Annotated in this window: 18 protein-coding genes and 1 tRNA gene; 16 read left to right on the forward strand and 3 right to left on the reverse strand. The window is 62.7% G+C overall.

Features of this window, described 5'->3' with window-relative positions; genetic code table 11:
* Positions 1-37 precede the first annotated feature (37 nt).
* The 4 genes from ACIQTW_RS12775 (at position 38) to ACIQTW_RS12790 (ending at position 3,414) form a co-directional block, all read left to right on the forward strand.
* A tRNA-Gly gene (locus ACIQTW_RS12775) sits at positions 38-113 on the forward strand.
* A gap of 178 nt (positions 114-291) precedes the next feature.
* On the forward strand, positions 292-1,746 hold the full coding sequence (locus ACIQTW_RS12780; protein ID WP_402937278.1) for an amino acid permease: 1,455 nt from the start codon (positions 292-294) through the stop codon (positions 1,744-1,746).
* A gap of 96 nt (positions 1,747-1,842) precedes the next feature.
* Entirely contained in the window at positions 1,843-2,076 is a 234-nt protein-coding gene (locus tag ACIQTW_RS12785; protein WP_091466768.1) for an antitoxin, read from the forward strand.
* A gap of 120 nt (positions 2,077-2,196) precedes the next feature.
* Positions 2,197-3,414 (forward strand): benzoate/H(+) symporter BenE family transporter, encoded by a 1,218-nt coding sequence (locus ACIQTW_RS12790; RefSeq protein ID WP_402937280.1) that lies wholly within the window; start codon positions 2,197-2,199, stop codon positions 3,412-3,414.
* Positions 3,415-3,469: 55 nt separating this feature from the next.
* Here ACIQTW_RS12790 and zapE read toward each other — a convergent pair whose 3' ends face one another.
* Positions 3,470-4,510 carry a cell division protein ZapE gene (gene zapE, locus ACIQTW_RS12795; protein ID WP_402937581.1) on the reverse strand — a complete coding sequence of 347 codons (1,041 nt, stop codon included), beginning with the start codon at positions 4,508-4,510 and terminating at the stop codon, positions 3,470-3,472.
* A 209-nt stretch (positions 4,511-4,719) separates the two neighbouring features.
* Between zapE and ACIQTW_RS12800 the strand changes: the two genes are divergently transcribed.
* From ACIQTW_RS12800 to ybaK, 3 genes are all read left to right on the forward strand, one after another.
* Positions 4,720-5,646: a sulfurtransferase gene (locus tag ACIQTW_RS12800; protein ID WP_402937282.1), complete on the forward strand. Its 927-nt coding sequence runs from the start codon at positions 4,720-4,722 to the stop codon at positions 5,644-5,646.
* 89 nt (positions 5,647-5,735) lie between these two features.
* Positions 5,736-6,197, forward strand: coding sequence for a SufE family protein (locus tag ACIQTW_RS12805; RefSeq protein WP_178995486.1), 462 nt, complete (start codon positions 5,736-5,738; stop codon positions 6,195-6,197).
* 33 nt (positions 6,198-6,230) lie between these two features.
* A complete protein-coding gene (ybaK, locus tag ACIQTW_RS12810; protein WP_402937284.1) occupies positions 6,231-6,737 on the forward strand; it encodes a Cys-tRNA(Pro) deacylase in 507 nt (168 codons plus the stop codon).
* Between the two features lie 40 nt (positions 6,738-6,777).
* Here the strand turns inward: ybaK and ACIQTW_RS12815 are convergent, their stop codons facing one another.
* Entirely contained in the window at positions 6,778-8,046 is a 1,269-nt protein-coding gene (locus ACIQTW_RS12815) for an alpha/beta hydrolase family protein (RefSeq protein WP_402937286.1), read from the reverse strand.
* A 136-nt stretch (positions 8,047-8,182) separates the two neighbouring features.
* Here ACIQTW_RS12815 and ACIQTW_RS12820 point away from each other — a divergent pair, with 136 nt between their 5' ends.
* From ACIQTW_RS12820 to ACIQTW_RS12860, 9 genes are all read left to right on the forward strand, one after another.
* On the forward strand, positions 8,183-8,674 hold the full coding sequence (locus ACIQTW_RS12820) for a hypothetical protein (protein WP_091467649.1): 492 nt from the start codon (positions 8,183-8,185) through the stop codon (positions 8,672-8,674).
* A 14-nt stretch (positions 8,675-8,688) separates the two neighbouring features.
* On the forward strand, positions 8,689-9,129 hold the full coding sequence (msrB, locus tag ACIQTW_RS12825) for a peptide-methionine (R)-S-oxide reductase MsrB (protein ID WP_402937288.1): 441 nt from the start codon (positions 8,689-8,691) through the stop codon (positions 9,127-9,129).
* A 207-nt stretch (positions 9,130-9,336) separates the two neighbouring features.
* Positions 9,337-10,704, forward strand: a complete 1,368-nt coding sequence (locus ACIQTW_RS12830; RefSeq protein WP_402937290.1) for a DUF6421 family protein — start codon at positions 9,337-9,339, stop codon at positions 10,702-10,704.
* Positions 10,704-11,441 carry an SDR family NAD(P)-dependent oxidoreductase gene (locus ACIQTW_RS12835; protein ID WP_402937292.1) on the forward strand — a complete coding sequence of 246 codons (738 nt, stop codon included), beginning with the start codon at positions 10,704-10,706 and terminating at the stop codon, positions 11,439-11,441. The genes ACIQTW_RS12830 and ACIQTW_RS12835 overlap by 1 nt, the downstream gene beginning before the upstream one ends.
* 29 nt (positions 11,442-11,470) lie before the next feature.
* On the forward strand, positions 11,471-12,577 hold the full coding sequence (locus ACIQTW_RS12840; RefSeq protein WP_402937294.1) for a threonine aldolase family protein: 1,107 nt from the start codon (positions 11,471-11,473) through the stop codon (positions 12,575-12,577).
* A 67-nt stretch (positions 12,578-12,644) separates the two neighbouring features.
* On the forward strand, positions 12,645-13,304 hold the full coding sequence (locus ACIQTW_RS12845) for a DUF3000 domain-containing protein (RefSeq protein WP_105690896.1): 660 nt from the start codon (positions 12,645-12,647) through the stop codon (positions 13,302-13,304).
* Positions 13,305-13,384: 80 nt separating this feature from the next.
* Positions 13,385-14,746: an HRDC domain-containing protein gene (locus ACIQTW_RS12850; RefSeq protein WP_402937296.1), complete on the forward strand. Its 1,362-nt coding sequence runs from the start codon at positions 13,385-13,387 to the stop codon at positions 14,744-14,746.
* A gap of 197 nt (positions 14,747-14,943) precedes the next feature.
* Positions 14,944-16,230: a thiolase family protein gene (locus tag ACIQTW_RS12855; protein ID WP_402937298.1), complete on the forward strand. Its 1,287-nt coding sequence runs from the start codon at positions 14,944-14,946 to the stop codon at positions 16,228-16,230.
* A complete protein-coding gene (locus ACIQTW_RS12860; RefSeq protein WP_402937300.1) occupies positions 16,227-18,371 on the forward strand; it encodes a 3-hydroxyacyl-CoA dehydrogenase NAD-binding domain-containing protein in 2,145 nt (714 codons plus the stop codon). Before ACIQTW_RS12855 ends, ACIQTW_RS12860 begins: the two co-directional genes overlap by 4 nt.
* A gap of 96 nt (positions 18,372-18,467) precedes the next feature.
* On the opposite strand, the gene ACIQTW_RS12865 is transcribed toward ACIQTW_RS12860, so the two are convergent.
* Positions 18,468-19,451, reverse strand: a complete 984-nt coding sequence (locus ACIQTW_RS12865) for an aldo/keto reductase (protein ID WP_402937302.1) — start codon at positions 19,449-19,451, stop codon at positions 18,468-18,470.
* Positions 19,452-19,467 lie beyond the last annotated feature (16 nt).

The raw sequence follows: 19,467 nt of genomic DNA on the forward strand, positions 1-19,467 counted from the left end.
TGTTGAAGGCCAGGTATCAGCCCGGCAGACAACATGTGCGGACGTAGCTCAGCTGGTAGAGCACCACCTTGCCAAGGTGGATGTCGCGAGTTCGAATCTCGTCGTCCGCTCCAAAGAGAGAAAGCAGCTCCCCGGAGCTGCTTTTTTTATGCCCGGATTCGGCCAATACTCAATTGATTATTGGAAGTAACCGATACCCCTCAGAAGAAGTCGCTTTATCTAATGTGATTCGGCTCGCATAATGTACTGCGAGCTCATCACCGTTCCACGCCTACCGGCAGGAGTACCCCCATGAACCAAATGACGGCATCAAAGTCCGTCCTGAGGCGCAAGCCCATCGACGATATCGAGGAAGAGAATAAACACAGCGGACTTTTTAAGAGTCTTGGCCTCTGGCAACTGACAGCCATCGGCGTCGGCGGAATCATCGGCGTCGGCATCTTCTCGCTGGCCGGGCTGGTAGCCCATGGCAGCGAGAGCAACCCGGGCGTCGGCCCTGCCGTGCTCTTCTCGTTCCTGATCGCCGGTCTCGCTTCCGGCGCAGCAGCGTTGTCCTACGCCGAATTCGCCGGCATGATTCCCCGGGCCGGATCGGCCTACACCTACGGCTACGTTGCCTTGGGAGAGATCATCGGCTGGTTCATCGGCTGGGACCTCCTGCTTGAGTACATCGCCATCGTGGCTGTGGTGGCCATCGGGATTTCCGGGTACTTCGATGCATTCCTTTCCGGCATCGGAATCCATATGCCCACGTGGATGACGTCCACCGCTGATGAGGGCAAGGGCGGCATCATCAACCTGCCGGCCATCCTCGTTTGCCTCCTGGTCACCTGGATCCTGAGCCGGGGCACCAAGGCATTTGGCCGCTTTGAACTGGTAGCAGTTGCCATCAAGGTCATCCTGATCCTGTTCATCATCGGCCTGGGTATTTTCTACATCAACACCGAGAATTACAACCCGTTCATGCCCAGCGGATTCGGCCCCGTCCTGGCCGGTGCCGCTACCGTGTTCTTCGCCGTCTTCGGCTATGACGCCATGAGCACCGCTGCGGAAGAGGCGAAGGACGGCAAGAAGCACATGCCCAAGGCCATCATCCTCTCCCTCATCGTGGCCATGCTGCTTTACGTTGCCGCGACACTGGTGCTCACCGGCATGCAGAACTACAAGGACATTGATCCCACAGCCGGCTTCGCATCGGCGTTCCAGGGCGTCGGCCTGCCAGTCATCGCCACCATCATTTCGGTGTTCGCGGTCCTGTCCATCCTCACCGTGATGCTCACCTTCCTTCTGGGTGTCACCCGCGTGTGGTTCTCCATGAGCCGCGACGGCCTTCTCCCCGGCTGGTTTGCCAAGACTGACCGCCACGGGACTCCGCAGCGCGTCACGTGGATCGCAGGTGTTGCTTCGGCGTTCCTCGCAGGCGTCTTCCCCATCAAGGAAGTTGCCGACCTCACCAACATCGGCATCCTGGCTGCCTTCGTGGTGGTCTGCGTTTCAGTGATCGTCTTCCGCTACACCAAGCCCAACGCTCCCCGCACGTTCCGTTTGCCGTTCATGCCGGTTGTTCCCGCCTTCGGTGTCCTTGCATCGGCCTTCCTCATGTTCCAGCTCCATTGGGAAACCTGGTTGCGGTTCGGGGCCTGGCTTGTAATCGGCCTGATCATCTACTTCGCCTATGGACGCAGGCACTCCCTCATGAATCCGGACAGCCCGCGCCACAAGGTCGAAAATCAGCCGTTGGCGTAGTTCATCCACAGGCCGCCGCTGAACCCTTGGCACCCCGGAGAACTGGTGTTAGGGTCGGACGCGGAGGAGCGAACTGGCTCCGCGAATGGAAGGGAGGTGCCCGTGGGTTTAATTGACGACCTGAAGGGCAAGGCTCAGGGTCTCATTCAAGGCAACGAAGAAGCCATCAAGAATGGCATCGACAAGGCCGGGGATTTTGTGGACCAGAAGACGGGCGGCAAGTACGCCGGTCACGTCGACAAAGTCCAGAATGCCGCTTCCGATTTCGTGGCCAAGAACGACGGTAAGCCTGGACAGGCTCCCGTCACGGATGAGCCGAAGCAGCCGTAGCTGCCTGAGCCGCCGTACCAGATACGTCAAGGGGGCACCGGTCCCGCCGAGAGGCGCCACCGGTGCCCTTGGCGTTTAAGTGGCAGCCGCTAAACCGGCTGGTCAGGTACGTTGGACGTTATGCCTTCAGCTTCCACCTCTGCCGTCCAAAGCCGTGCCGCCAAGGAGACGCTGGGACCACCCATCACGGCAGGCATCGTCACCGCCCTGGTGGGTTTCACCTCGTCGTTCGCTGTGGTTCTTGCAGGTTTGAAGGCTGTCGGGGCGAACCAGGCCCAGGCATCCAGTGGGTTACTTGCGCTAACGCTCACCTTCGGTCTGGGCATCCTGTGGCTCTCATGGCGGTCCCGGATGCCCGTGACGTTGGCGTGGTCCACGCCCGGGGCGGCGTTGCTCGCCTCCGCTGGAATGGTCGACGGCGGCTGGCCGGCTGCTGTAGGTGCCTTCCTCATCGTCGGGGTGCTGATCGTCCTGACAGGGCTCCTTCCCGTCTTGGGGAGGATCATGGCGAAGATCCCCACCGCACTGGCACAGGCAATGCTCGCCGGCGTGCTGCTCCCCCTTTGCCTTGCTCCGTTCAAATCGTTGGGATCGGCTCCCCTGTTCATCGCGCCGGTGGTGGTGTGCTGGGTGGTCTTGATGAAATTCGCACCACGTTGGTCGGTGCCGGCATCGCTGCTCGTCGCACTGGCGGTTATCGGCGTCCACATCGTGTCCAACGGGGTTCACATCCCCGCCGCCAGCCTCCTGCCGAGGCTGGAGTGGACCACCCCCGCTTTTACCGTTGAGGCTGCAGTGGGTTTGGCACTGCCCTTGTTCATCGTCACCATGGCGTCACAAAACATTCCCGGCGTCGCGGTCCTGAAATCGTTCGGCTACACCACCCCGTGGCGTCCGTCGATGCTGATAACCGGAGCGGGCACCATCGCGGGAGCGCCATTCGGAGGCCATGCGATCAATCTGGCCGCCCTCAGCGCAGCCTTGGCGGCAGGTGAGGAGGCCGGTAAGGACCACGGCAGGCGCTGGATCGCCGCGTTCGTCTCAGGCTTTGCTTATCTGATCCTGGCCGTTGCCTCAGCAGCACTGGTCACTTTGGTGGCTGCAGCCCCACCCGGACTTCTTGAGGCCGTAGCAGGCCTCGCACTCCTTGGGACGCTGGCCTCGTCCATCTCATCCGCTCTGGCAGTGGCCGAGGAACGCATCCCGGCCTGCATCACTTTCCTGCTGGCAGCCTCAGGCCTGAGCTTCGCCGGCGTTGGCGCTGCCTTCTGGGCGCTGGCAGGCGGCATCCTGGTGCGATGGATGCTGAAAAGCCGCGAACCTGTTCACAAAGCGTGAAGCAGGCCGGAAGCCCGGTTCAACCGAGACGCCTGAAGCAAGCAGTAAACCCGGATCAGGCAGGTTCGTGGTTCTGGGCCTCACGGGCAAGAGCCGTCAGCCTGGAGACAGCGCGGAAGTACTTCTTCATGTAGCCACCGGTCATCATCTCTTCGGTAAAGAGCTGATCGAAAGGTACGCCACTGGCCAGGATCGGCACGTCTTTGTCATAGAGCCGGTCCGCAAGAACCACAAAGCGGAGGGCGACAGCCTGTTCGGTGATGGTTTCGACGTCGCTCCACACCACGGCCTCCACGCCCGAGATGAGCTGCCGGTAACGGCTGGGGTGGACGGCGGCCAAATGATTCACGAGTGTGCGGAAATCGTCCACAGCCACGGTTTTTCCGTCGAACTCGGCACGCATACGGTGCTTAAGTTCCTCGGTCTTGAGGGGTGCGGGAGCCGCGGGCAAACCGCGGTGGCGGAAGTCTTCGCCGTCGATCCTGACGACGTCGAACTGGTCCGCGAGTACCTGTATTTCGCGCTGAAAGTCCACCGCCGCGAAGCGCCCTTCACCCAGGGAACCGGGGAGGGTGTTGGACGTTGCCGCAAGCTTCACACCGGCGTCGGCGAGTTCCCGCATGAGCCGGGACATGAGCACGGTGTCGCCCGGATCATCAAGTTCGAATTCGTCGATGCACACCAGCTTGTAGCTGCTCAGCGCTTCCACAGTCTTACGGAAGGACAGCGCACCCACGAGGTTGGTGTATTCCACGAACGTTCCGAAGGCCTTCGGGCCCGGGGACCTGTGCCAAAGGGAAGCCAGGAGGTGGGTCTTACCCACACCAAAACCGCCGTCGAGGTAGATTCCTGCCCTCGTTGCCGGCGCCTTCTTGGCGAACAACTTTTTGAAGAGACCTCCACCTTCATCGGATCCCACGCCATCGGCAAATCCGGAAAGCAGCTTCACTGCGTTTGCCTGGCTCGGCTGGGAAGGATCCGGCCGGTAACTGTCGAACGATACCTCTCCGAATCGCGGAGACGGGTAGAAACCCTTGAGGAGTTCCTCCACGGAGACTGCCGGTGTGCGGGCAGCCAGTTGTTCGATCTTTACCACGGTGGTCCGTTCCTTTGGTTTTAGGTCCCCAGCAAGAATACCGGCATCGGACACTCGGAAAACCGTCACGTGACCAAGCCCATGTTTCACCGTATGACCACAGGGAAGCATTCCTCGCTGCCCGTGGTTAGTGTTGGAGCACGCCCGGCCGGCACCTGCACCACCTTCCACGGCCTGGCTCCGACCGTTGTCAGTGAAAGGCCATCACCATGTCCTACCCAGTTGAACAGAACGAAAAGTTTGCATCGTATGCGAACCCGGAACGACTTGTGTCCACTGAGTGGCTCGCGGCAGCCCTTGCAGACGGCGCCATTGCCGACGGCAAGCTTGTGGTTGTTGAGTCCGACGAAGACGTTCTCCTCTACGAAACCGGCCACATCCCGGGCGCCGTCAAGATTGACTGGCACACCGACCTGAATGACGAGGTCACCCGCGACTACGTGGACGGTGCCGCTTTTGCCGCCCTCGCGGCCTCCAAGGGCATCTCCCGCGACAGCACCGTGGTCATCTACGGTGACAAGTCCAACTGGTGGGCTGCCTACGCGCTCTGGGTCTTTACGCTGTTCGGGCATGAGGATGTCCGCCTCCTCGATGGTGGCCGCGACAAGTGGATCGCCGAAGGCCGCGAGCTGACCACCGACGTCCCCCAGCCCGCAGTGGGTGAATACCCGGAGGTGGAACGCAATGATGCTCCCATCCGCGCGTTCAAGGAAGACGTCCTTGCCCACCTGGGCAACCCCCTGATAGATGTCCGCTCCCCTGAGGAGTACACGGGACAGCGAACGCACATGCCGGCCTACCCGGAAGAGGGCGCGCTGCGGGGCGGCCACATTCCCACCGCCGCGTCCATCCCGTGGGCACGCGCTGCGGCTGAAGACGGCACTTACCGGAGCCGTGAAGAGCTCGAAGCCCTGTACCTTGGCGAGGCTGGCTTGGAACCCGGCGATGACGTGGTGGCCTACTGCCGCATCGGCGAGCGTTCCAGCCACACCTGGTTCGCGCTGAAGTACCTGCTGGGCTTCGACACTGTCCGCAACTACGACGGCTCCTGGACCGAGTGGGGCAACGCTGTGCGGGTTCCCATCGTCAAGGGCGCCGAGCGCGGTTCCGTTCCTGCGTCCCTCGTCAGCAACTAGGGCTCGTCAGAACAAGGCAGGGATCAAGGCATCCGTAGTGTTCGGCCACACAAGATGCATTGACCGCTGTTGTGCGTAAGCTGGAAGTGATGAGTACGAACACTTTGCCCACCGCCCTGGCGGAAATCGTCGATGACTTCCAGGCACTGACGGAGCCTGACCGCCTGCAACTCCTGCTCGAATTCTCGAGGGGCTTGCCGGAGCTTCCAGAGCGCTTGAAGGACCACCCTGAACTGCTGGAACAGGTTGTGGAGTGCCAGTCACCGTTGTTTCTCACCATTGAGTCCGAGAAAAATCCCGACGGCGGCGCCCGCGCCTACCGGCTCTTCTTCAAAGCTCCCCAGGAGGCGCCCACAACCCGCGGCTTCGCAGGGGTCCTGCACGAGGGCTTGGATGGACTGACTGCTGAGGAAATCCTTGCGGTGCCTGACGATATGCCGGAGCTGTTGGGCCTCACCCGGGCCATCACTCCCCTGCGCATGCGGGGAATGACTGCCATGCTGGGGCGTATCAAGCGGAAAGTCGCAGCCGCCAGCCGGCTGGAAAACTGACCCGCTGGAAAACTGAAGGGCACAACCACAGGTATGGCCAAGAAGATGGCTTCACAGGGAACGCCGGCTACTGCAGCACTTGCAGCGGCCGGCGTTCCCTTCGTGTTGCACCCCTATGCCCACGATCCCTCAGCGGCCAGTTACGGCATGGAGGCCTCGGAAGTCCTGGGCATCGAGCCTGAGCGGGTTTTCAAGACCCTCATGGTGGAGGTTGAAGGCCGCCTGGCAGTGGCCATCGTCCCGGTGTCCGGAAACCTCGACCTCAAGTCGGTCGCTGCCGCCCTCGGGTCCAAGAAGGCAGCAATGGCCGAGCCCAAGGCCGCCGAACGGCGCACTGGATATGTGCTGGGAGGCATATCACCTTTGGGACAGCGGCAGCCCTCACCCACGGTGCTTGACGAGTCCGCCTTGAGCTTGGCTACCCTCCTTGTTTCCGGAGGCCGCCGTGGACTGGACATTGAGCTGGCTCCGGCCGATCTCATCCGGCTCACCAAGGCCATCACGGCTCCGATCGGCACTGCGTCAAGCATCAAGGGCTGACCCGGCACCGCCGGTAGCCACCCTGTACCGCCAGGGGCCCTCAGGCGGGCTGCCCCGTAGCGCCCACCTGCCCGGGATTGTTTCGGGGGGCCAGTTGCCTCTGCAGCCAGGCGCGGACCAGGCGCTCCCACCGTTCGGGGTCGACGTTCCACTCTTTGGTGTGCCGGGCGCCGTCGAACGGCTCAAAGGTGACCATCTCGGGGTTCTTCTCCGCAAGGCTGGCGGAGGGCCCGAAGGGCACGTAGTCGTCGTCCACGCTGTGGATCAGCAAGGTGGGGGTCCGCAACTCGACTGCCCGCGCTTCCCAGTCCATCGCTTTCAGGTCCACAGGCGCGGATAGTCCGGTCAGCCTGCGCCCCAAGGGATGGCTCAGCATCATCTGTCCATACCGACCCACGTTGTACGGGATCCTGTTCATCTCGGCGTGATGGGCCATCACATTGACCCAGTTGATGACCGGGGCATCCAGTACCAACGCGCGGATGAGGTGGCGGTGCTTGGACAGGTCGGCTGTTTGCAGGCTGATCGCCCCGCCCATGGACCAGCCAAACAGAACTATTTCCTGCGCGCCCTGATCGAGTGCGTACTCGATCGCGGCCTCAACGTCGCGCCATTCCGTGGAACCGAGGCCGTATCGTCCATCCGGCGCGGCGGGGGCAAGGCCGTCATTACGGTAGGAGATCAGGAGGCTATCCATCCCGAGTTCACGAGCAGCGCGGACGGCACGGAGGCCTTCCAGGCGCGTCGCTCCGCGGCCATGGACCATGATTGCGCACACTGGCGCCGCTGCCGAAGCTTCGGCCCGGATCAGCCAGGCAGGTGCTTTCCCGCCCTTGATCTCTATGTCCACGTCCTCGGCCGCAAGGCCGATCGCGGCCGGGTCCGGGTACGTTGCACCGCTCCACCAAGCACGGCGAGCCTCCGAGAGGTTTCCGCTGTAAACTTCCTCGACTTCCCGCAGCACGGTTTGCTCGGCGGGCGAATAGGACACAATTTGGCCGATCCTGGCATGTCCTTGGCCGCCGGAGAAGAAGAGGCTGAAGACGCCGTCGATGGTGGTATCGGGGGTGGCCGCAAGAATGACTTGTTGTCCCTTGTCACCGCGGATCACGGCAAGCACTTCCTGATCCTCGTGCCGGGCGGCGGGCGTAATGACACGACGGGCAAAATACACGGCGAGCGCCGAGGACCCCGCACCTACCAGCCCGGCTACGGTACCGCCGGCCAGGAAGCCTGCGATGGCCCATTTGGTGCGGAGGGAGAGTTTCTTATCTGCAGCGTCGCTCGCTGGCGGGGTAGTCGATGCCATGGTTCCATTGTTGCTGCTCAGCGGCTGTGCTTGGGGCAGGCGTGGACCGCGCGGCGCATCGGCCCGCGATTCCTGGCGCGTGAATCAGAGTCGCAAAAGTCTGCGGACACCGGTTCGCCGGGACTACGCTGTAGCCATGAGTGATCCCATCGTCATCCTGACTGAAGAGCCCCTCGGCCCCGACGACCGCGTTAACATCGCCAAATTGCTTGACGGCGGTGATGCGCCCCTTATTGTCCTGGTCCCCTCAAACACAGAGCGACACCTACTGGTGGATTTCCTGGAGAACCTGTCGCTGCTTGATATCGCCAAGGCGTTCCGGGAGCTCACTGCACAGCATCCTGACCCCGAAGCTGAGCGTGCGGAGGCCTCCGAGACGCTGGCTGCATCGCTGGCCGCGTTGGCCGGGTTGGGCGGTGGCGTCACCGGAGAGGTCGTCGACGGCGGTGCCGTGGCCGGCTTGGTGGCCAAGGTCCGTGCGGTGGACGCTGCCCAGGCGGTGGTCATTACCCGGCCCCATGCCATTTCGGACACGTTCCACACGGACTGGGCCAATAAGGCACAGGATCAGCTGGGTCTTCCGGTCCTCCACCTGTACGCAGGTTCGGGATTTATCGGCGACTCGTGAGCGTTGCATTAGACATGAACACTCCTGACAACACCAGCAAGACAACTTCTGTGCCCGTGGAAAAGAGCGATGCCCAGTGGCGGGAGGAGCTGACGCCCGAGGAATACCGTGTTCTTCGGCAGGCGGGAACAGAGCGGCCGTACACGGGCGAGTACTGGGACACCCACACGGAAGGCGTGTACCAGTGTCGCGCTTGCGGCAGCCAGTTGTTCACCAGCCGGGAGAAATTTGATTCCCATTGTGGTTGGCCGTCGTTCTGGGCGCCCTTGGCCGAAGGCACGGTCCGATATCTGCATGACCGCACCATGGGAATGGATCGTGTTGAGGTCCGGTGCGCCAACTGCGACTCGCACCTGGGGCACGTTTTCGAGGGCGAGGGCTACGGCACGCCCACGGACCAGCGGTTCTGCATCAACTCCGTTTCGCTTCGTTTGGTGACGCAGGAAGAGAGCTAGGCAGTTCCGGACGGCCTGGCGCTTTGCCGGCCCGTCCGGAAATGCGGCGTTATTTGCGGCTCCCTATGGCGGGACTGAATCTCAACCCTCCTCCAAGCACCGAATGACCAAGAGTTTCTTATGCTCAGGTCATTCTTGGATTAGCAATGCTTTTTGCTTGCTACGCTCGGCCCAGAAGCAAACACCACTTCGAAAGGGCCGAGCACCATGACCACCATCACCACCGCCATCCTGCCGCGGGTCACCGCTGACAACGCCGAATGGATGACCCTGAAGGCCGCTGCCACAGCACTGCAGGCTCACCAGGAGCAGGACGGTTCCATTGCCGATTCCGCAGCCCACTCCGAGGCAGCGAGCCTCGTTGCCACAGTGACCGACGCCATCGCTGCCCTGGCACCGCACTTCCCCCACGATGCCCGGTACTTGGAGCTCCTGGTGGAAGACTTCGGCCGGTGGGTGGAAGGCGGGTTCGGAGTGCCGGACTTCCTGGACTCCCTTCAGGCGTTCCAGCCCCAGGAGCAGCGCATCGACGGCCTCCAGCATCTGGTGGTTTTCCCCATGTACACGCAGAACGGCAGCACCAACAGGTTGGTCGAAGCCGTCCTGATCGAGGTTATCTGGCCGGAGTTCATTGGCGGCCTGGAGGCCGGCGAGTACTCCAACAAACTCTTCGTCCCCATCCGCTTCGTGGATTTCACGCCCGGGTACGACACCAACTCGGCTGTACTCTTCCCCGAGACGGTGGCAGTCCGCGAGACCCCTACCTTTACATGGGGCGCCATCTTCGCCGACCGCGAGGCCGCACGTTTCCGCCGCGTCCTCAAGGCAGCTGCGGCCACCACGTCGCTGGAACTGCCCGAGGATGCAGCACAGCTCATCGAGGACCAGGAACTGACGCAACGAACCTTTGTCATGTGGGACCTGATCCACGACCGCACCCACATGCGCGGGGACCTTCCCTTCGATCCGTTCATGATCAAGCAGCGAATGCCATTCTTCCTTTATTCGCTGGAGGAGCTGCGCTGCGATCTGACCGCATTCCGGGAGTCCGTACGCATTGAAAAAGACGAAGAAGCCGACCCCGATGCCCGCAAGCATGCAAAACTCGTCCAGTATGCAGTGATCTTCGACCGGATTTTCCGGTTCGCCATCACGGGCAGCCGCGTCCGTAACTACGACGGCCTGGGCGGCCAGCTCCTGTTCGCATGGATGCACCAGCACCACGTGCTCCACTGGACGGACAGCAAGCTCTCCATCGACTGGGACGAAGCTGCCTCGGTAGTAGTGGAACTCGGCGCCAAAATCGAGGAGCTGTACTGGCGCTCGATCGACCGCCCGAAGGCTGCCCACTGGCTGGCGGCTTACGATCTCATTTCGAGCACCGTGACTCCGCACCCGGCGTCGGTATGGGCCAAGGGCCCGGAAGCGCTGCCCCTGGACGGTCCGCCCCGCGGCCTCACGGACCAGGTGCTGGATGACGAGTTCCCCCTGTCCATGTTCTACGAAGCACTGGAGAAGAAGATGCGCCCTGTCATCGAGTCCACCACCGGCATCACTGGCTCGACGGCGGCCTGATGACCACACTGACCATCCTTGTGACCGGCGGAAGCAGCGCTTCGGGCGTCGCCGTTGCGCGTGCGTTGGCGGCTGCCGGTCACAGGGTCCTCACCGTGGGTTCGGACGATGTCCGGATTAAAGCGGCCGCAGCTGAAGCCGGCAATGGGGCAACTCCCCTGGTTTCCGATCTCTCCAGCTTGGATTCCGTACGGGAACTCGAGGCTGGCATCCGTGACCTCGGCATCGAGGGCATCGACGGCGTGATCCACCTCGTGGGCGGCTGGCGGGGCGCAAAGGGCATCGAAGACCAAACGGATGAGGACTGGGAGTCCATGGAACGGAGCGCTGTGACCACCCTCCGCAACGTCTCCCGGGTCTTCTACAGCCAGGTTGAAGCATCCCCGCACGGCCGTTTCGCCATGGTCTCCTCAACCACTGCCGCTGCTCCAACAGCTGCGGCAGCCAGCTACGCGGCGGCAAAAGCAGCTGCAGAAGCTTGGACCTTGGCATTAGCGGATGGTTTCCGGCGAGCGCAATCCGGAAGCGCCGGAAACCCGGAATCCCCCACCGGGCAACACAGCGCGGCAGTGATTTTTGTGGTCAAAGCCCTCGTGGATCCAGCTATGCGGGAAGCCCATCCCGAAAGGCGATTCCCCGGCTTCACGGACGTTGAAGAACTGGCGGCTGCCGCCGTCGGACTCTTTGAACAACCCGCCGCCACCCTCAACGGCCAGCGCATCCTGCTGGCCAAATAGAATCCCGCCGGCCAAATAGACTTGAAAGCGTGAATGAACAAGTGACGAGCACAACAGAGGCAATCCACAGCGCCAATGAAACCCCCGGCGCGGGTCAGCTGCATGACCCTGCGGTTCGTGGGTTCGCATCGGACAACTACTCCGGCGTGCATCCGGAGATCCTCTCAGCACTGGCAGCCGCCAACGGCGGGCACCAGGTGTCCTATGGTGAGGACGTCTACACAGCAAGGCTGCAAGAGGTACTGGAGCAGCAATTCGGCCCGGGTGTTGAGACCTTCCCGGTCTTCAACGGCACTGGCGCCAACGTTCTTGCCCTGCAATCACTCCTTCCACGCTGGGGTGCGGTGATTTGCGCCTCCACGGCACACATCAACATGGACGAGAACGGTGCACCGGAACGGGTGGGCGGGATCAAGCTCCTGCAAGTGCCCACCGAGGACGGCAAGCTCACGCCCGAGCTGATTGACCGGGAGGCCTGGGGCTGGGGCGACGAGCACCGCGCGCAGCCTTTGGTGGTGTCCATTACCCAAACCACTGAACTCGGCACCTGCTACACGCCCCAAGAAGTGCGGGCCATCGCTGACCACGCTCACGCCAAGGGCATGAAGCTTCACATGGACGGCGCCCGGCTTGCGAACGCCGCAGCGCACCTGGACGTTCCCCTCCGCGCGTTCACCCGCGACGCCGGCGTGGACATCCTGTCCTTCGGCGGTACCAAGAACGGACTTCTTTTTGGTGAAGTCGTGGTTGCCCTGAACCCGGAGGCAGCTGACGGCCTTAAGTTCCTGCGCAAGATGAACATGCAATTGGCATCGAAAATGCGTTTTATCTCGGCCCAGTTCATTGCCCTGCTGGAGGATGGCCTGTGGCTGCGTTCCGCCGCACACGCCAACGCCATGGCCGCCCGGCTGCGAACGGCAGTGGAAGGACTCGACGGCGTGGAGCCAACCCAGGCAACGCAGTCCAACGGCGTGTTCGCCATCCTTCCCGAAGGCGTGGCGGACAAGCTGCGTGAATCCTTCGCTTTCTACGACTGGGATGCCGCCCGGCGCGAAGTTCGGTGGATGTGTTCGTTCGATACCACGGAGCAAGACATTGACGCTTTCGTGGCGGCAATTAAGCGTGAACTGGCCTGACAGTCAACACGTGCAAACCGGGGCGGCGAGCCTGCACAGATTCGCCGCCCCGGACGCATAATCTGCGATGGTGAACGCCCTCGCACAGGTTCCCTCGGAATTTCTCTTCGCCTTGGGATCGCTACGAAAAGCACAATGCCGCAGCGAACTGCGGCTTGACGAGATCCCCGCGCCGGCCCGTCTGGCTCCCTATGCAGTTGCCCTGGGAGCTGAAGTTTTCAGCCCCACTGCGGCAACCCGCCAAGTTCCCGTCCATGGACCCGCGGCCAAGGCCTTCGCCGCGAACCAAGGCAGCAGTCCCTCAAGCGAAGAGGACGACGAACTGGCCACTGGCCGCTTCATCCTCCTTTATGACCCCGACGGTTCTGCCGTTTGGGAGGGGGAGTTCCGCATCGTCACCTACATTCGGGCTCAAATGGACGCAGAGATGGGGAACGACTCCATGCTTGGCTCTGTTGCCTGGACCTGGCTCGTTGACGCCCTGGAAAACCATGCCGCGCCCTATCGCGCTGCCGGCGGCACCGCCACCAGGATTCTCTCCGAAAGCTTCGGCACCTTGGCTGAACGGCCGGACACCATAGATATAGAACTCCGCGCATCCTGGACACCGGCAAGCCAGGATGTTCAAGCCCACCTCGAAGCGTGGTCCGACATGGTCTGCACCTTCGCTGGCCTGCCGCCCCTGCCACCAGGCGTCACCGGACTGCCCAACAGGAGACTCAATTGAGGGTGAAAATCGTGTCGCCGGGTATGCAAAATGTGCGTGCACAAACCCACTGTGGCCGGAATCGGTAAGCTTAACCCACCATGACCCCTGAAAATCCGGAAAACACCACGGCCGGCGACCCGGTTGCTGATCCCACCACCCACATCAAGGTAGACGGCTTCGATAGCCACGTCCCTGAAATCATCGATCTCGATACTCCCCGCGAGGGAGTACCCCTGGTCATAGATACCCCGTCCGGGCTGGAGCGGTGCGCAGCTGCAATCGCCGCCGGAACAGGACCCGCCGGAGTGGACGCAGAACGCGCTTCCGGGTTCCGCTACGGGCAGCGGGCTTTCCTGGTACAGATCCGTCGCGAGGGCGCCGGAACCTGGCTGATCGATCCCGAACCATTCGAGAACCTGGACATCATCAATGACGCCCTTCGCGGCGTCGAATGGATACTTCACGCTGCCTCACAGGACCTCCCTTGCCTCTCGGAGCTCGGCATGTGGCCGGACAAGCTCTTCGATACCGAACTTGCCGCCCGCCTCGCGGGACTCCCCCGCGTGGGACTTGCCGCCGTCATTGAACAACTTCTGGGATTCGGCCTCGCGAAAGAACACTCCGCTGCCGACTGGTCCACACGCCCCCTGCCGGAACCCTGGCTGCGTTACGCAGCGCTCGACGTCGAAGTCCTTGCAGAACTCCGCGAGGAACTCATCGAATTGCTGGAGGCTGACGGCAAGCTTGAATATGCCGAACAGGAGTTTGCAGGCATCCTCGCGGCGGGCCTTTCCGCCCCGCGCGTGGATCCTTGGCGGAAGACCTCCGGACTCCACCAGATACGCGACCGCCGCCAATTGACAGCGGTGCGTGAGCTGTGGCTTGAGCGCGACCAACTGGCACGCAAACGGGACGTAGCGCCCGGCCGGCTCATCCCTGACTCGGCGCTGGTGGCTGCAGCCAAGGCCATGCCTACCACCGTGCCGCAGCTACTGGCCACCAAAGGCTTCCACGGCCGGTCCGCCCAGAGGGAAGCCCCGCGCTGGCTCCGCTGCATCACCAACGCCCGGACACTCACGGATCTCCCACCCCTGCACTTGCCCACCAACGCCCCGCCTCCGCCGCGGGTGTGGGCGGACAGGGACCCCGAGGCCGCAGCACGCCTGGCCACCGCCAGGCCTGCCCTGCAAGCCAAAGCAGATGAGCTGAAGCTGCCAGTGGAGAACCTGTTGACACCGGATTATTTACGACGGGTCGCTTGGCGCCCTCCGGCTGATGTTTCCCTGGAGTCCGTCGCCGCAGAGTTGCGGTCCCTGGGTGCCCGTGAGTGGCAGATCTCCTTCGCCGCTCCGATACTGACCGACGCGTGCTTGAACCCGGCTCCCCTTCCCGGCAAAGAGTCCAAGGGAAAAGAAGTTCAAACGTCCAAGGACGCGCAACCTTCCAGCAGTGCCGGCTGAGCTCCCGCCCGCCCTGAGGCCTGTCACCCGAACTGAGGTTCGTGGTGGCAGGCCTTTCGCGTCCCCCGGGACACGTGGGCAACGCCTGGGTCGCGGGCCTTGCAAGCTAAGTTACCCACGAGTAACATTGGACCCAATGCCAGCCGAAGCACCCGCGAAGCGGGACTCGGCGCCATGTCTCAACGAGGAGTTATTACATGAGTCCATCACGCAGTGCTCAGAGGAACGTCCGCGACGTCGTCTTCGTGGACGGTGTGCGCACCCCCTTCGGCAAGGCCGGCGAAAAAGGCATATATGCGGGCACCCGCGCCGATGACCTCGTGGTGAAATGCATCCGGGAACTGATGCGCCGGAATCCCTCACTGCCCGCTGACCGGATCGACGAGGTTGCCATCGCCGCCACCACCCAGACCGGTGATCAAGGCCTCACTATCGGCCGCACTGCGGCACTGCTGGCCGGACTTCCCCGCACCGTACCCGGCTTCGCCATCGACCGCATGTGCGCAGGTGCCATGACTGCAGTAACGACGACGGCGAGCGGCATCGGTTTCGGTGCCTACGACGTCGTCATTGCAGGCGGCGTGGAGCACATGGGCAACCACCCCATGGGTGCAGGCGCCGATCCCAATCCGCGGTTCATGTCCGAACGCCTGGTGGACCCCGCGGCCCTGAACATGGGCAACACCGCCGAGAACCTGCACGACCGCTTCCCCGCGATCACCAAGGACCGCACCGACACCTATGCGGCGGCTTCCCAGGCCAAGCTCGCCGCAGCCTACTCCAACGAACAGATCCAGCATGACCTGGTCCCCGTAGCCACCATGAAGCCCGGCCAGGGCTGGACCCTGCACACCGCGGACGAGCCGCCGCGGCCCGGCACCACTGTTGCCGACCTGGCCGAACTGCGAACCCCGTTCCGCGCCCATGGCCGCGTGACCGCTGGCAACGCTGCAGGATTGAACGACGGCGCCACAGCGGCGGTTCTCGCTTCGGCCGAAGCCGCCGAAGAACTGGGCCTCTCAGTCAAGATGCGGCTCGTCTCCTATGCCTTCGCCGGCGTCGAACCCGAAGTTATGGGCATTGGACCGGTTCCCGCCACGGAAAAAGCCCTAAAGAACGCAGGGCTGGGCATCGATGACATTGGACTCTTCGAAATCAACGAAGCCTTCGCGGTCCAGGTCCTTAGTTTCCTGGACCACTTCGGCATAGCCGATGACGATCCCCGGGTCAACCGCTATGGCGGTGCGATCGCCGTCGGACACCCGCTTGCTTCCTCGGGCGTCCGCCTGATGAACCAGCTCGCACGGCAGTTCGAAGAAGACCACTCTGTCCGCTACGGCATTACCACCATGTGCATTGGATTGGGCATGGGCGCCACGGTGATCTGGGAAAACCCGCACCATGCCGCCTACGAATCGTTCACCGTTGACCAGCGCACCACTGACCAGGCCACCGCAGCCACCACCGAAGGAGCCGCCGCATGAGCGCCGCCGAATTCCAGAAGCTCGCCGCACTTTTCCCGGACGAGGTTGTCACGCACTCCTATGTGCAGGACATCCAGCTGCCGGGAGGCACCGGGACGTTCGCACTGATCACGTTGGACAACGGCCTTGACCACTCCAAGCCCACCACGCTGGGGCCCAATACGCTCGTTGAGCTCGGCGACGTTTTGGACAAGCTCAAGGAACGCGCCTCGCGCGGAGAAATCGTTGGCGTCGGCGTTACGGGAAAGCCGTACTTCCTGGTGGCCGGTGCCGACCTTTCTGCCGTAAAGACACTGAAGGAACGCGAGCACGGGCTCTGGATGGCGCAGCTTGGCCACGCCGTCTACAGCACCCTCGCCAACCTGGGTGTTCCGAGCTTCGCCTTCATCAATGGCCTTGCCTTGGGCGGCGGCTTGGAGATCGCCCTGCAGTCCACGTACCGCACCGTCTCTACGGGTGCCGGCGCCTTGGCCTTGCCTGAGGCCTTCATCGGCCTCGTACCGGGCTGGGGCGGCGTCTACATCCTGCCGCGCCTCATCGGTCCCGAGAACGCCGTCAAGGTGATGATCGAGAATCCCCTGAGCAACAACCGCACGCTCACCGGACCGGAGGCGTTCGAGCTCGGCGTGGCCGATGCCGTGTTCGAACCGGCCGACTTCGTGGAACAGTCGCTCGCATGGGCGGCACGTGTCATTTCCGGCGAGGTGACGCCTGAGCGGAAGAACTCCGTTGATGCCACCGATGACGCAGTGACCGCCCGTTGGGCAGCCGCGGTAGCCGCAGGTCGGGCTTTCGTGGAGTCCAAGACCTCCAACGCCTCCCCCGCCCCGGGCAAAGTCCTGGACGTCATGGAGGCCAACCGCACCATGAGCCAAGCCGAATCGGCTGAACTCGAGTGCGAGACCCTCGCAGGGCTCATGCAAACCGACGAATTCCGCTCCACCGTGTACGCGTTCCTGGACCTCGTCCAAAAGCGCTCGAAGCGTCCCGCGGGCGCCCCCGATCGCAAGCTTGCCCGCCCGGTCACCAAGATCGGCGTTGTGGGTGCAGGGCTCATGGCGAGTCAGCTGGCACTGTTGTTCGCCCGGCAGCTGAAAGTCCCGGTTGTCATGACCGATATCGATCAGGCACGGGTGGACAAGGGCGTTGGCTACGTCCACGCCGAAGTCGACAAGATGCTTGCCAAGAAGCGGATCAAGCAGGACGCCGCCAACAGGACCAAAGCGCTTATTACGGGTTCCGTCTCCAAGGAAGCCTTCGCGGATGCCGACTTCGTCATCGAAGCCGTCTTCGAAGAACTGCACATCAAGAAGCAGGTCTTCGCCGAGGTGGAAGCGATAGTTTCTCCCGAGTGCATCCTTGCCACGAACACGTCCTCACTGTCCGTCACTGCCATGGCCGAAGATTTGAAGCACCCCGAACGCTTGGTGGGCTTCCACTTCTTCAACCCAGTGGCTGTCATGCCGCTGTTGGAGATCGTTCGGGCTCCAAAGACCGACGACGCCGTCCTTGCCACCGCATTCGAACTTGCCAAGGGGCTCAAGAAGACTGCCGTCCTGGTCAAGGATGCTGCAGCCTTCGTGGTCAACCGCATCCTGCTTCGCCTCATGGGTGAGGTTATCGCGGCGTTCGACGAAGGAACCCCGGCGGAGGTGGCAGACAGCGCGCTGCGTCCCATGGGGCTGCCAATGTCGCCGTTCACCTTGAGTGCCATGGTTGGCCTCCCGGTGGCCCAGCATGTCCAGGAGTCCCTGCACGCCGCATTCGGCGACCGGTTCCCGGTCTCGCAAAACCTGCAGAAACTCATCGACAACGGAGTGAAGAGCCTCTGGGTCCCCGGGCCTGACGGAACTCCTGTCATCCCGGCGGAGACGCTGGCCATCATGTCCTTCGGCAACACCCCGTCCACTGGCGAAGAAGTCCTCCGGCGCACCCAGGATGCCCTGGCCGAGGAGATCGGACTGATGCTCGGGGAAGGTGTCGTGGCCGGACCGGAAGACATCGACCTTTGCGTCATCATGGGCGCAGGGTGGCCGATGTTCCTGGGCGGCATTACGCCGTACCTGGACCGGGTGGGTGCATCGGAGCGGGTCAACGGCAAGCGGTTCCTCGCCCCTGGCGTTGCGTCAGCACCTGCCTAGACCCATCCCTCTCTCAGATCCCGCGGCCTAAACCGGAACGCTCTCTCACCTTGGTGGGAGAGCGTTCCGGTTTAAGGGCTGCTATGTGAGAGAGGGTTAAAAGAGTGCCACTTTCGGCGTCCGCGGGAAGATCTCGTCCAGTTCCTCGCGATCCTCCTGCGTGGGGACCCAGCACACGGCTTCGGCGTTCTCACGGATCTGTTCCGGACGGGTGGCACCCGCGATGACGCTACTGACGCCGGGCTGCGCGGCCAACCAGGAGAAGGCCAACTGAAGCTCGCTGATGTCCCGTTCTTTGGCGAACTGGCCGAAGCGTCCAAGCTGTTCCCAGTCGGCGTCGTGCACCAGGTTGGTGCGGGTGTGGCTCAATCGTGAACCCTCCGGGGCTTTCCCTGCGGAGTACTTTCCGGTGAGCAGCCCGTTGGCCAAGGGGAAATAAGGCAGGACACCCAAGGAGAAGGCTGCGGCTGCGGGAAGGACTTCGAGTTCGGCGCGCCGATCCAGGAGGTTGTAATGGTTCTGCGTCGAGATGAAGCGGACGCCACCTGATTGTGATTGCCGTGCTACATACTCAGCCTCGGCGATTTGCCAGCCAGCAAAGTTCGAATGGCCGATGTAGCGCACCTTGCCGCTGGACACCAGGTCATCCAAGGCCGCAAGGGTCTCCTCTATGGGAGTGCGCGGATCCGGGGTGTGGAACTGGTAGAGGTCGATCCACTCGGTGTCCAAGCGGCGGAGTGAAGCTTCTACGGCTTTCACGATGTACCGCCGCGAACCCCGGGCATCGAAGTCTTTGCCGTTGACTCCACGCATGTCCAAACCGAACTTGGTTCCGATGACCACGTCATCACGTCGGCCTTTCAGGGCTTTGCCCAGCATGACCTCACTCAGGCCAGGCTCACGACCGTAAACATCGGCTACATCAAAGAAGGTCACGCCAGCATCAATCGCGGCATGGACTACAGCGTCCGTGCCTTCCTGGGACTCGGTGGGAGTGTTGGCGCGGCCCAGGTTGTTGCAGCCCAGCCCCACAGCTGAGACTGTCAGTCCGGAATGGCCAAGGCGTCGGTATTCAGTCATGAATTCAGCCTATACG

Source organism: Paenarthrobacter sp. NPDC090517 (assembly GCF_044769165.1).
In the GTDB taxonomy this organism is placed as follows: Bacteria; Actinomycetota; Actinomycetes; order Actinomycetales; family Micrococcaceae; genus Arthrobacter.